This is a genomic window from Sphingopyxis macrogoltabida (assembly GCF_001307295.1).
In the GTDB taxonomy this organism is placed as follows: domain Bacteria; phylum Pseudomonadota; class Alphaproteobacteria; order Sphingomonadales; family Sphingomonadaceae; genus Sphingopyxis; species Sphingopyxis macrogoltabida_B.
Map to the genome: position 1 here is coordinate 4,423,864 of NZ_CP012700.1, position 12,771 is coordinate 4,436,634.

Here is a 12,771-nt window from a genome sequence, read left to right on the forward strand (position 1 = left end):
GTCCGATGCCGAATTTCTCACGTCGCCAATTGGTCGGCAGCGCCTTGGCCGCCACGGTCGCAGCGCCCTTCATCAGCCGCCCGGTCCGGGCCGAAAGCGCTGCCTATCCGCCACGCACCTATCCGAAGCGCGTCGTCGATCTGGTGAACGAGGCGCTGGTGATCGACATGCTGCACCCGATCCTGATCGACGAGGGTCCGGCGCCGATGACCGACAAGCTTGCCAAGGAATTCCGCACCAGCGGCGTCAACGCAATGCTGCAGGGGATCGGTATCCGCGATCCGGACGCGCGTGACCAGGTGCTGTCCTATTTTACGCTGTGGGGCCATTATGTGCAGGTCAACAGCCATGTCTTCACCGGCGTCGACAAGATGTCCGACATCCTCCGCGCCAAGCGCGACGGCAAGGTCGCGGTGATCATGGGGATGCAGAATTCGGACCATTTCCAGAAGGTCGAGGACGTCGAATTTTTCTACAAGCGCGGCCAGCGCGTTTCGCAGCTGACCTATAATTGGCAGAGCCGCATCGGCTCTGGCTCGACCGAGCGGGTCGACGGCGGGGTCAGCGATTATGGCGTGTCGATTATCGAGGCGATGAACAAGGTCGGCATGCTGATTGACGTGTCGCATTGCGGCGACAAGACGACGCTCGATGCGATCGAGCTATCGCCAAAACCGATCGCGATCACCCACAGCAATTGCCGGGCGCTCAACAACCATCCGCGGCTCAAGACCGACGAGGCGATCAAAGCGCTCGCCGCGAAGGGCGGCGTGATGGGCATTGCCGGGGTGCGCAACTTCGTGACCGCGCAGGAACCGACGACCCTGCCGAATATCGTCGATCATATCGACCATGCGGTGAAGCTGGTCGGGATCGAGCATGTCGGGATCGGCAGCGACCTCGACAATCATGGCTATGACGACATGCCGCCCGAGTTGCAAAAGGCGATGAAGGGCATGCTGAAGTCGAGCTACGCCTGGCGCGACAAGATCGACACCGACGGCTTCGACCATCCGCGGCGGATTTACGATCTGACCGAGGAACTGATGCGCCGCCGCTATTCGAACGATAATATCAAGGCGATCCTCGGCGGCAATTTCCAGCGCCTGCTGACCGCCACCTGGGGCGGGTAGGAGCCAAGCGCCTCTATATTATCGTCATCCCGGCGCAGGCCGGGATCTCAACGGCGCATCATGAGCCATGGTCGAGATCCCGGCCTGCGCCGGGATGACGAAATGGAATGGCGTGGAAGGTGCCCTACCCTCGCAGCACCGCCCCTAGTTTTGCCGCCGCGGCGACCACCTTGTCTGCGATCGCCTTCAGCTCCGCGTCGGCAAAGCTTTTATCCGCCGGCTGCAATTCGACCTCGACCGCGAGGCTGACCTGGCCTGCGGGCACGCCCTGACCGGCAAAGCGGTCGAACAGCCGCGCCTCGACGATGCTCGCCTTGTCGGCACCGCGGATCGCACGTACCAGATCGGCGGCGGCCAGCGTCGCGGGGGCGAGGAAAGCGAAGTCGCGGCGCACCGATTGCAGGGCGGACGGCGTGAAGGGGGCCCGGGCCGGGCCGCTGGCACGCTTCGCCGGGATCGCATCGAGGAAGATTTGCACCGCCATCACCGGCCCGTCGACGTCGAAGCCGCGGGTCAGCGCCGGATGGAGCGCGCCAAATTCGGCGAGCACCGCCTTGGGGCCAAGGCGCAGCGTTGCCGACTGCCCCGGATGCCAGATCTGTCCGGCCGTGACGGGTTCCATCACCTGCAGCCGGTCGGCGGGCGCGCCGGCCGCCTCGAGCAGCGCCAGCGCTTCCGCCTTCGCGTCAAATGCGTCGAACGAAGCGGCCTTACCCGCCCGCCAGACGCGGGCTTGCTTGTCGCCCGCCATCAGCACGGCGAGCGTCGGATGTTCGGCGTCCGCGAGGTAGCGGCGGCCGATCTCGAACAGCCGGATGCTGTTCGCACCGCGATGCTGGTTGCGCTGCGCTGCGGCAAGCAGCCCGGGGAGCAGCGACGGGCGCATGACCTTCAGGTCTTCGCTGATCGGATTGGCGAGCGTCCATGCGCCGCCGCCGAAGGGTGCGGCGTCGCGTTCGCTGACGAACGACCAAGTGACCGCTTCGTGGAAGCCGGCAGCGGCAGCGGCGCGGCGCAGGCGGCGTTCGAGCAGCTGGTCGGCGGTTGCGGTCGGTTTGGCAACGCCATCGGTGCGTGGCAGCGGGGTCGAAGGGATCGCGTCGAAGCCGTGGATGCGGGTGACTTCCTCGACCACGTCGGGGGCGCCGTCCATGTCGCGGCGCCAGCTCGGCACCGCGACCTGCCAATGCGTGCCCTGTTCGATGATGCCGAAGCCGAGCGCGGCGAGAATGTCGCGCTGGCGCTCGGCATCGATGGCGATGCCGCCGAGCGTTTCGGCGCGGGCCGGATCATAATCGATATGGTGCGTCGCGACCGGCGGCGTTCCGGCGCGGGTGATCGCCGAAGGCGTGCCGCCGCAGATCGCGAGGACATGGCCGGTGACGATCGCCGTCGCATCGTCGAGGAAGGCGGGATCGACGCCGCGTTCGAAGCGGCTGCGCGCGTCGCTGGTCAGGCCGAGCGCCTGCCCGGTGAGCGCGATGCGTTCGGGCGTAAAATAAGCGATTTCGATCAGGACGTCGGTCGTCGTCTCGCTGCACCCGCTGTGCTCGTCGCCCATGATGCCCGCGATGTCGTGGACGCCGCTGTCGTCGGCGATCACCGTCATCGTGTCGGTGAGGTTATATTCCTTGCCGTTGAGCGCGGTGACCGTCTCGCCATCCTTCGCGCGCCGTGCGACGAGCGCGCCATTTAGCTTGGCTCGGTCATAGATATGGCTCGGGCGGCCGAGGTCGAACATCACATAGTTGCTGATATCGACCAGCGCCGAGATCGAACGCTGGCCGACCGCTTCCAGCCGGCGGCGCATCCATTCGGGGGCGGTGCCGTTGGTGATGCCGCCGATCGTGCGGCCGTAGAAGGCGGGACAGCCCTCGGGATCGTCGGTCCGGATTTCGGTTGCAGGCGCGCCTTCCCCGGTGATCGTCGGGACGTCGAGCGGCTTCAAGGTGCCGAGCCCGGCGGCGGCGAGATCGCGCGCCAGCCCACGCACCCCCATGCAGTCCTGCCGGTTCGGGGTGATCGAAATGTCGATCACCGGATCGCCCAATCCGGCATAGTCGGCAAAGGCCATGCCGATCGGTGCGTCGCCGGAATCGTCAAACGTCAATTCGATGATCCCGTCATGATCGTCGCCGAGTTCGAGCTCGCGCGTCGAACACATCATGCCGTTCGATTCGACGCCGCGCACCGCTGCGACCTTCAGCTCCATGCCGTTCGCCGGCACCACAGCGCCGGGCAGTCCGAGCACGCCGATCAGGCCGGCGCGCGCGTTCGGGGCCCCGCAGACGACGGTGAGCGGGGTACCCCCATTCACCTCTGGGCCGCTGTCGACGGTCAGCACCTGCAGCTTGTCGGCCTGCGGGTGCTTCTCGGCGGTCAGCACCTTGGCGACGCGGAAGCCCGCAAGCTTCTCGGCCGGATTTTCGACGCCTTCGACCTCGTGACCGATGCGGTTGAGGGTCGCGACGACGTCCTTGACGGCGAAATCGCCGTCGAGATGTTCGCGGAGCCAGTCGAGGGTGATCTTCATGCCGAAATTCCCCCGCTCAGCGTCGGCACGCTCAGCGCGCCGAACCCGTAGTGCGACAGCCACCTAAGGTCGCCGTCGAAGAAGGCGCGCAGGTCGTCCATGCCATATTTGAGCATCGCCAGCCGGTCGATGCCGGCGCCGAAAGCAAAGCCCTGCCATTCGTCGGGGTCGAGGCCGCAATTGGCGATGACCCGGCGATTGACCATGCCGCTGCCGAGCAGTTCCATCCACGCATGGCCTTCGTCGTCGCCGTTGCCGCCGACAATGCGGCGGCCCTTTTCCTGTTTATAGCCGACGTCGACCTCCGCCGACGGTTCGGTGAAGGGGAAATAGGAGGGGCGCAGGCGCAGCACGATGTCGTCGCGCTCGAAAAATGCCTTGAGGAAGGTTTCGAGCGTCCATTTGAGGTGGCCCATATGGATGCCGCGATCGATGACGAGGCCTTCGATTTGATGGAACATCGGCGTGTGCGTCGCGTCGCTGTCGCTGCGATAGACGCGGCCCGGCGCGATGATGCGGATCGGCGGCTCCTGCGCCATCATCGTGCGGATCTGCACCGGCGAGGTGTGGGTGCGCAGCAGCATCGCGCGGCCTTCGGCATCGTTCATCTGCGCCGGGAAATAGAAAGTGTCGTGCATCGCGCGCGCCGGATGCGTTTCGGGGATGTTGAGCGCGGTGAAGTTGCGCCAGTCGTCCTCGATCTCGGGACCGGTCGCGACCGCGAAGCCCATGTCGGCGAAGATTTCGGCGAGCTCGTCCATCACCTGGCTCACTGGATGGACGCTGCCGAGCGGCCTTGCGTCGGCGGGCAGCGTCATGTCGAGCCGTTCGGCCGCGAGCTTCGCCTCGAGCGCGGCGCCTTCGAGCGCTGCCTTGCGCGTCGCCAGCGCGGCGGTCACCGCCTCGCGCAGGCCGTGGATCGCGGGACCCTGCGCCTGGCGTTCTTCGGGGCTCATGCCGCCGAGCGTCTTCAAGAGCGCGGTGATGCTGCCGGCTTTCCCGAGCGCGCCGACGCGCAGCGCCTCGATCGCGTCGAGGTCGGCGGCGGCCGCTATATCGGCCACGAGCCGGGCCTGCATCGCCTGAAGTTCGCTCATCGTCGTTCGTCCTGCTCCGGCGCGCCTGTAGCTGCCGGCCTGTCTGTTTCGTCATTGTCGGATACGGCGGCTGCCCGCGCGCGCCCGCCCGCCGCTTGCACCGAAGACGCGGCGCCGGTCAAGCCTCCAAGCTGGCCTGAGGGCTAGTCCGCCGGCTTATGCAGCCCCTGCACGGCCGCTCCGGCCGCCGCGGCGCGTGCGAAAGCGGCGGCGCCGAGGATCGGTTTGGGGCGCGCCGCATAGGCGCGCGGGCTCATGCCCATGAAACGGCGGAAGTCGCGGGTGAATTGCGCCTGATCATAATATTGGTGGTCAAGCGTATCGATCCACGCCATCGACGGATCGAGCATGAAGCGCCCGAGCGACCGCAGGAAACGCTGGCGTCGCAACAGCAATTTGGGAGGAAAGCCGAACGCGCGATGGCTGAGGCGCTCGACCGTCCGTTCGGAGAGCGCGAGCTTCGCTGCGAGATCGGCGACGCTGGCGAGGTCGTCGTCGACGAGCGCGCGATGCGCCGCGACGATCGCGGGGTCGTCGCGCGGCGCTCCCGCGAGCAGGCCGACAAGATGGCCGTCGATCAGCGCGGCGGCGGCGACATCGTTGATCCGCGGTAGCGCGTCGGTCAGCGGCGCGAAGGCGGCGAAGGCGGGGTGCGCCGCGCCGTCGCAAAACCGGTCGGCAAGTTCGGCGGCCGGGAGCGCGAAATATTTCGCCCAGCCGGCGGGCAGGATACCGACCCCCCACGCGCGCATGTTGCCCGCCGCGAAATAGCTCGCCTTGCTCGTCGGACCCGTCGCGACGAAGGGCGGCGCGGGCACTGCCGGGGCGCCACCGACCCCGGCGAGCGGCGCCTCGCCATCGATGAAGCGCATGTTCGCCCATTCGGGATGCAGATAATCCTCGACCCGCGTTCCGGCGGGAAGGGTGATCTCGGTCAGATAGATGGTGCTGACATAGGGCTTCAGTGCTTCAGACAGCGGGAAGAAACGCGTCACGATCCGCGCGCCGGCGTCCTCTCCCGGATTCTGGATTGCGTCCTTCATGACGTCCATGCTTGCGGCGCCTCACGCAAAAAAACAATAACCTAAGGCACCTTGGTGTCGGGTTCTTACAATTCTTGTCATGATTGCGACGGCATATGTCACCCCATCGGCGCGCTGCCCCGTGTAGAGCGTCAGGGAAACTTCCGCCGGCCGCAAGCTTTCTGCGACCCACGGCAACCGGTTCGGAGGGAGGGGGGCGATGTTCGCATCGTCGGAACGGCGCGAGGGTTCGGCTCTCGCGCCGTTCCTGTTTTTCACTCCCGCCGGCGTTCGGCTCGCCGCGTCCGTTGCACGGACCGGCAGCATGCTATTTGGTGCGGCGCCGTCGGATGCGGCACGGGTGGCTTGCTGTTCGACAGGAGCCTTTCATGTCCAAGCTTTCCGGCTTGCCCGCCGCGCTGTTCCTTGGCTGTGCAGCCGTGTCTGCCGTCCCTGCCGTACAGGCGCAGGCCCCGGCTGCTTCGTGGACTGCCGGTACCAAAGTTTACGACCAGAATGGCGAAGAGGTCGGCCAGATTGTCAAAGTGGTCGGCGACAGGATCGCGGTCGGGATCGGCGCCAGCGGCCTCGTGGTACCGAAGGGCGCTTTTGTGACGACCCCGAAAGGTCCGGCGCTGAAAGCGTCCAAAGACAAAATTGTCGCGGTGCTGAAGCAGGCCGAGGCCGATGCGGCGGCGGTCGACGGGGCGTTGAAACCAGGGGCAGAGGTTCGCAGCGCCGATGGAGCCGCCGTGCTTGCGACGGTCAAGTCGATAGCGCCGCAGGGGGCAGTGCTGGCCACCAAGGACGGCAATATCACGATGCCGCGCGCCGCATTTTTCCTGTCGAAAAAAGGCTTGGCGGTGAAGGTGAACGAGAAGCAGTTCGTCGACGGGGTCAGGGCGGCTCGCGCAGGGAAGATGAGACGCCTCGCGCGCGGGACCGTCAACGAAAAAGGGCGGCCCCGCAGGACCGCCCTTGTTTCTTTGCTTCGGCCGGAAAGCGTCAGGCTGCCTTGGGCAGCGCCGCCTTCGCCTGGGCGATGATCGCGGTGAACACGCCGCCTTCGTTCATCGCGAGGTCGGCCATGACCTTCCGGTCGAGCTCGATCCCGGCCAGCTTCACCCCGTGCATGAACTGCGAATAGGTCAGGCCTTCGGCGCGAACCGCGGCGTTGATGCGCTGGATCCAGAGCGCGCGGAAGCTCCGCTTCTTTACTTTGCGGTCGCGGTAAGCATATTGGCCGGCCTTTTCGACCGCCTGCTTGGCGACGCGGATGGTGTTCTTGCGACGGCCATAATAGCCCTTCGCCTGGTCCAAAATCCGCTTGTGCTTGGCGTGCGTGGTGACGCCGCGTTTGATGCGTGACATGGTCTAGCGCTCCTTACTTCAGGCCGTAGGGCGCCCAGAGGCGCACATGGGCCGCGTCCGAATCGCTGAGCACGCTGGTGCCGCGGTTGGTGCGGATATATTTCGAGTTATGCGAAATCAGGCGGTGGCGCTTGCCGGCGACGCCGTGCTTCACCTTGCCCGAGGCGGTGAATTTGAAGCGTTTCTTCACACCGCTCTTGGTCTTCATCTTGGGCATTTTGGTCTCCTTTTGAAGTCCGTTTGCGTATCGGCCTGGCAGCCCTTTCAGCCAGCCGGTACAATCGGAAGCGGCGCGCCTAGACGGATTCGCCCGGAATTGCAAGCGCGGGAGGCTTAAAAGCTCGCCCCGTCGACCTTCTGGATATTCAGCGCGTCGAGATCGGCGGCGGGGACGCAGCGCAGATTGACCGCCGCCATCTTCGCGCCGTCGGGGCCGGTGCCGACCGAAAAGCTCTGGCAGCCGCAGGTGGTGCAGAATTGATGGTCGATGTTGTGCTTGTTGAACGTGTACGACGCGAGGCTGTCGGCGCCGCTGTCGAGCCGGAAATGGTCGATCGGAACGAAGGTCAGAAGGAAACCCTTGCGGCGGCAGTGCGAGCAGTTGCAGCTCATCGCCTCGCCCGGAATGTCGCCCTCGACCGTATAGCTCACCGCGCCGCAGTGACAGCTTCCCTCATAAGCCATGGCGTCGTCCTTCCTTGCGATCAGTGGTTGCAGGCGAGTCCTTCGATAACGTCCTCGAGCCGCGCGGGATCCCCGAGTGCGATGACATGGCCCGCACTGTCGGCATTGAGCGGATCGCCATTCCAGTCGCACATCGTTCCGCCCGCCCCCTCGACGACCGGCACCAGCGCGGCGAAATCATGAAGTTTCAGCCCCGCCTCGACGACGATGTCGATATGGCCGCTGGCGAGCAGCCCGTAATTGTAGCAGTCGCCGCCAAAGACCATGCGCTTGTGCGAGGTCTTCGCGGCGAGCGCCATGAAATGCTCGCCGTCGTGATCGCTGAAATATTGCGGCCCGGTGGTCGCGAGCACCGCCTCGCCGAGCGTCCGGCAGCTTCGCGTGCGGACCGGCCGGCCGTTGAACAAGGTCGGCTGCCCGACGGCGCCGACCCAGCGTTCGCCGGCGATCGGCTGGTCGATGATGCCGAGCACCGGCCAGCCGTCCTGGAGCAGCGCGATCAGCGTGCCGAAGATCGGGCGCCCGGCCATGAAGCTGACGGTGCCGTCGATCGGGTCGAGCACCCATTGGCGGCTCGCCTCGGCGCGCTCGGCGCCATATTCCTCGCCGATGATGCCGTCGCGCGGCGCTTCGGCGTCGAGCAGGCGGCGCATCGCGGCTTCGGCGGCGCGGTCGGCCTCGGTCACCGGCGAGGCGTCGGCCTTGGCTTCGTGGGCCCAGGCCGAGCGGAACAGCGGACGGATCGCGGCGCCCGCCGCATCGGCGAGGCGATGGGCGAGGGCGATGTCGGATTCGAGCGTCATGCGATCAGTCGAACAGCGACGAAACGCTCGATTCGTCGGCGATGCGCTTGATCGCCTCGCCGAGCAGCGGCGCGACGGTCAGCGCGCGCACCTTGTTGCTGTCGTTGACCGCGTCGGTCGGCTGGATCGAATCGGTGATCACCAGTTCGGTGAGCTCGCTCGCGTCGACGCGAGCGACCGCGCCGCCCGACAGGACGCCATGGGTACAATAAGCGACGACGCCCTCGGCGCCCGCGGCCTTCAGTGCGGCGGCGGCGTTGCACAACGTGCCCGCCGAATCGACGATATCGTCGATCAGGATGCAGAAGCGGCCCGACACGTCGCCGATGATGTTCATCACCTCGGATTCGCCGGCGCGCTCGCGGCGTTTGTCGACGATCGCGAGCGGGGCGTTGTCGAGGCGCTTGGCCAGCGCGCGGGCGCGCACCACGCCGCCGACGTCGGGCGACACGACCATCAGATTCTTGTCGCCGAACCGCGCCTGGATGTCGGCGCTCATCACCGGCGCCGCATAGAGATTGTCGGTCGGGATATCGAAGAAGCCCTGAATCTGCCCGGCGTGGAGGTCGATCGCGAGGACGCGGTCGGCGCCCGAGGTGGTGATCAGATTGGCGACGAGCTTGGCCGAGATCGGGGTGCGCGGGCCGGGTTTGCGGTCCTGGCGGGCGTAACCGAAATAGGGGATGACTGCGGTGATACGCTTCGCCGAGGCGCGGCGCAGCGCGTCGGTGAGGATCAAGAGCTCCATCAGATTGTCGTTCGCGGGGAAATTCGTCGGCTGGACGATGAAGACGTCCTGACCGCGGACGTTTTCGTGAATTTCGACGAAGACTTCCTCGTCGGCGAAGCGACGCACGCTGGTGTCGGTGAGCGGCAGTTCGAGATAGTCCGCGATCGCGCGGGCCAGCGGCAGGTTGCTGTTGCCGGAGATGAGTTTCATGGGGTGCGAAGCCCTTTCGCGCGGGGTGGGATTGCGGGCCCCCTTAGCCAGCGGGCGCCGATAGGGGAAGGCCAATCTTCAGCCTGATTGTCCGTCCGTCACGCCGGTCGTTGCAATCGCCGCCCACGGGCGTATGGCTCGCGCCATGACTGCTGCCGATACGCTCACCATCGTTCTGGCCCAAATGACGCAGGCGGTCGGCGATCTTGCCGCCAATGCCGACGCGATGCGCAGCGTCCGGGCGCGGCACAGGCAAGCCGACCTGATCCTCTATCCCGAGCTGCAACTGATCGGTTATCCGCCCGAGGATCTGGTGCTCAAACCCGCGCTGGCCGAGCGCGCGGCAAAGCTGCTCGCCGAACTCGCCGCCGATACCGCCGATGGCGGTCCGGCGATGCTCGTCGGGTCGGTCGAGCGGGACGGAGGCAGTCTCTATAATATCGTCGCGCTGCTCGACGGCGGAAAGATCGTCGCGACGCGGCGCAAGCACGAGCTGCCCAATTACGGCACCTTCGACGAAAAGCGCGTCTTCGTACCGGGGCCGCTGCCCGACGTCGTCGAATGGCGCGGGGTCAAGCTGGGGCTGCCGATCTGCGAGGACGGTTGGCTGCCGACGGTGTGCAAGCATCTGGCCGATCAAGGGGCCGAACTGCTGATCTCGGTCAACGGCAGCCCGTACGAGATCGACAAGGACGACCGCCGCCTGACGCAGGTGTTCCGCAGCCGCGTCGACGAGACGAACCTGCCGCTCATTTTCCTCAACCGCATCGGCGGGCAGGACGAGCTGGTGTTCGACGGCTGTTCGTTCATCCTCAACGCCGATGGTCAGGCGGCGCACCGGCTGATCGATTGGGAGTCCGAGGAGCGCGTGACGCGCTGGACGAAAGGCGCTGGCGGCTGGACCTGCGACGCGGGCGCGATCGCCGACTGGGAGGCGCATCCCGCCGACATCTATAGTGCCATGATCGTCAGCCTGCGCGACTATGTCGAACGCAACCGCTTCCCCGGCGTCGTGCTCGGCCTGTCGGGCGGTATCGATTCGGCGATCTGCGCGGCGATCGCCGCCGATGCGCTCGGTCCCGACAAGGTGTGGTGCGTGATGCTGCCGAGCCGCTTTACCAGCCAGGAAAGCCTCGACGATGCGGCGGGCTGCGCGGCGATGATCGGCTGCCGGCTCGACACCATTCCGATCGTTCCCGCGGTCGAGGCGTTCGACGCCATGCTCGCGGGCAGCTTTGCCGACCGCGACGTCGATATCACCGAGGAAAATGTCCAGTCGCGGATCCGCGGTGTCACGTTGATGGCACTCAGCAACAAATTCGGCCCGATGCTGCTGACGACCGGCAACAAGAGCGAGATGAGCGTCGGCTATGCGACCATCTATGGCGACATGGCGGGCGGCTATAATCCGCTCAAGGACGCGTACAAGATGACCGTGTTCGCGCTCGCCGAATGGCGCAACGCGAATATCCCGCGCCTGTCGCGCAACCGCGTGACGCCGGTGATGCCGGCGAATATCGTCACCAAGCCGCCGAGCGCCGAGCTGCGTCCCGACCAGAAGGACGAGGACAGCCTGCCGCCTTACCCCGATCTCGACCGCATGCTCCACATGCTCGTCGAGGAGGAAGCGAGTGTCGACGATGTCGTGGCAAAATATGGCTTCGACCGCGACGCGGTGGTGCGGATCGAGCGCTTGCTGATGCTCGCCGAATATAAGCGTCGGCAGGCACCGCCGGGGGTCAAGCTGTCGACGCGCAATTTCGGACGCGACCGGCGCTATCCGATCACGCATGGGTTCCGCACCGCCTGATTCGCCATCAGCGCGAAAAAGGCTATAGGCGCGCCATGACCGTCACCACCCGCTTCGCCCCCTCGCCGACCGGCAGCCTGCATGTCGGCAACGTCCGCACCGCGCTCCACAACTGGCTGTGGGCGCGCAAGCATGGCGGCCGGTTCCTGCTGCGCATCGACGACACCGACCTCGAACGCTCGAAAGAGGAATATGTCGAGGGCATCCGCGCCGACCTGGGCTGGCTGGGGCTCGACGTCGACGGCGAGGAGCGCCAGTCGGCGCGCTTCGACCTGTATGAGGCCGAATTTGCGAAGCTGCAGGCGGCGGGGCGCGTCTATGCCTGTTACGAGACGCCCAAGGAACTCGACATCCGGCGCAAGATATTGCTGTCGCGCGGATTGCCGCCGGTTTACGAACGCAAGCCCGACGGGGCGCCGGTGCCCGACGGTATTGCACCGCACTGGCGCTTCCGGCTCGACCATGACGCGCCGATCGAATGGGCCGATATGGTTCGTGGGCCGCAGCATTTCGATCCAAAGACCATGTCCGATCCGGTCGTCCGCCGCGCCGACGGAAGCTGGCTTTACCTGCTGCCGAGCGTGATCGACGATATCGCGATGGGGATCAGCCATGTGGTGCGCGGCGAGGATCATGTGTCGAACACCGCTGCGCAGATCCAGATGTTCGACGCGCTTGGCGCGACACCGCCCGCCTTTGCGCACGAGGCGCTGCTCGTCGGTACCGAAGGCAAATTGTCGAAGCGGCTCGGCTCGCTCGGCATGGCGAGCCTGCGCGAGGAAGGCATCGAGCCGATCGCGCTCGTCGCGCTGCTCGCGCGGCTGGGAACAAGCGACTCGGTCGAGCCGGTGACCGATGTCGCCCCGCTGGTCGAGAGCATCGATTTCGCGCGCTTCGGCCGCGCCCCCGCGCGCTTCGACGAGGCCGAACTCGCGCTGCTCAATCAGAAGATATTGCACCACACCGGCCATGCCGCGGTTGCCGGCCGGCTGCCCGCCGCGATCACGCCGGCGCGCTGGGAGGCGATCCGGCCGAATCTGGCGACGGTCGCCGAAGCGGCCGAGTGGGTCGCGGTGTTCGACGGGCCCTTTACGCCCCTAGCGGCGGAGGCGGCCGACCGGCCGGTGCTCGCCGCCGCAGCCGCCGCGGCGCCCGGCATTGACTGGGGCGCCGACCCTTGGCACGCGCTGACCGGCGCAGCGAAAGAGGCGACCGGCGCCAAGGGCCGCGCGTTGTTCCTGCCGCTGCGCCGCGCGCTGACCGGGCGCGATCATGGTCCCGATATGGGCGAGCTGCTGCCGTTGATCGACAAGGATCAGGCGGTGGCGCGGCTTTCCGCCGGCTGATCCATCGCGCTTGACCGTGGCGGACTTTGCCG

The 12,771-nt window shown here is 66.4% G+C and carries 12 protein-coding genes; 4 read left to right on the forward strand and 8 right to left on the reverse strand.

From position 1 onward, the window contains the following. Positions 1 to 5 precede the first annotated feature (5 nt). Positions 6 to 1,133, forward strand: a complete 1,128-nt coding sequence (locus tag AN936_RS20565) for a dipeptidase (RefSeq protein WP_054589710.1) — start codon at positions 6 to 8, stop codon at positions 1,131 to 1,133. 124 nt (positions 1,134 to 1,257) lie between these two features. On the opposite strand, the gene pheT is transcribed toward AN936_RS20565, so the two are convergent. The 3 genes from pheT to AN936_RS20580 form a co-directional block, all read right to left on the reverse strand. Then, positions 1,258 to 3,666 (reverse strand): phenylalanine--tRNA ligase subunit beta, encoded by a 2,409-nt coding sequence (pheT, locus tag AN936_RS20570; RefSeq protein ID WP_054589711.1) that lies wholly within the window; start codon positions 3,664 to 3,666, stop codon positions 1,258 to 1,260. Further along, positions 3,663 to 4,763, reverse strand: a complete 1,101-nt coding sequence (gene pheS, locus AN936_RS20575; protein ID WP_054589712.1) for a phenylalanine--tRNA ligase subunit alpha — start codon at positions 4,761 to 4,763, stop codon at positions 3,663 to 3,665. Before pheS ends, pheT begins: the two co-directional genes overlap by 4 nt. 143 nt (positions 4,764 to 4,906) lie before the next feature. Beyond that, complete coding sequence (locus tag AN936_RS20580; protein ID WP_234715664.1) at positions 4,907 to 5,815, reverse strand: helix-turn-helix domain-containing protein; 909 nt, start codon at positions 5,813 to 5,815, stop codon at positions 4,907 to 4,909. A gap of 359 nt (positions 5,816 to 6,174) precedes the next feature. On the opposite strand from AN936_RS20580, the gene AN936_RS20585 reads away from it, so the two are divergent. Then, positions 6,175 to 6,831: a hypothetical protein gene (locus tag AN936_RS20585; protein ID WP_054589713.1), complete on the forward strand. Its 657-nt coding sequence runs from the start codon at positions 6,175 to 6,177 to the stop codon at positions 6,829 to 6,831. On the opposite strand, the gene rplT is transcribed toward AN936_RS20585, so the two are convergent. The 5 genes from rplT to AN936_RS20610 all read right to left on the reverse strand — a co-directional run bounded on the left by rplT (position 6,791) and on the right by AN936_RS20610 (position 9,583). Beyond that, positions 6,791 to 7,156: a 50S ribosomal protein L20 gene (rplT, locus tag AN936_RS20590; RefSeq protein ID WP_054589714.1), complete on the reverse strand. Its 366-nt coding sequence runs from the start codon at positions 7,154 to 7,156 to the stop codon at positions 6,791 to 6,793. The genes AN936_RS20585 and rplT overlap by 41 nt on opposite strands. Before the next feature lie 13 nt (positions 7,157 to 7,169). After that, on the reverse strand, positions 7,170 to 7,373 hold the full coding sequence (rpmI, locus tag AN936_RS20595; RefSeq protein ID WP_037555449.1) for a 50S ribosomal protein L35: 204 nt from the start codon (positions 7,371 to 7,373) through the stop codon (positions 7,170 to 7,172). A gap of 116 nt (positions 7,374 to 7,489) precedes the next feature. Next, on the reverse strand, positions 7,490 to 7,840 hold the full coding sequence (locus tag AN936_RS20600) for a GFA family protein (protein WP_054589715.1): 351 nt from the start codon (positions 7,838 to 7,840) through the stop codon (positions 7,490 to 7,492). A 20-nt stretch (positions 7,841 to 7,860) separates the two neighbouring features. Continuing rightward, complete coding sequence (hisN, locus tag AN936_RS20605) at positions 7,861 to 8,643, reverse strand: histidinol-phosphatase (RefSeq protein ID WP_054589716.1); 783 nt, start codon at positions 8,641 to 8,643, stop codon at positions 7,861 to 7,863. A gap of 4 nt (positions 8,644 to 8,647) precedes the next feature. Next, the gene (locus tag AN936_RS20610) at positions 8,648 to 9,583 is read right to left on the reverse strand and encodes a ribose-phosphate pyrophosphokinase (RefSeq protein WP_054589717.1); all 936 of its coding nucleotides are present in this window, start codon (positions 9,581 to 9,583) and stop codon (positions 8,648 to 8,650) included. A 145-nt stretch (positions 9,584 to 9,728) separates the two neighbouring features. Here AN936_RS20610 and AN936_RS20615 point away from each other — a divergent pair, with 145 nt between their 5' ends. Together AN936_RS20615 and AN936_RS20620 are read left to right on the forward strand one after the other, a co-directional pair. Next, complete coding sequence (locus tag AN936_RS20615; RefSeq protein ID WP_054589718.1) at positions 9,729 to 11,393, forward strand: NAD+ synthase; 1,665 nt, start codon at positions 9,729 to 9,731, stop codon at positions 11,391 to 11,393. A gap of 35 nt (positions 11,394 to 11,428) precedes the next feature. Continuing rightward, complete coding sequence (locus tag AN936_RS20620; RefSeq protein ID WP_054589719.1) at positions 11,429 to 12,739, forward strand: glutamate--tRNA ligase; 1,311 nt, start codon at positions 11,429 to 11,431, stop codon at positions 12,737 to 12,739. Positions 12,740 to 12,771: the final 32 nt, after the last annotated feature.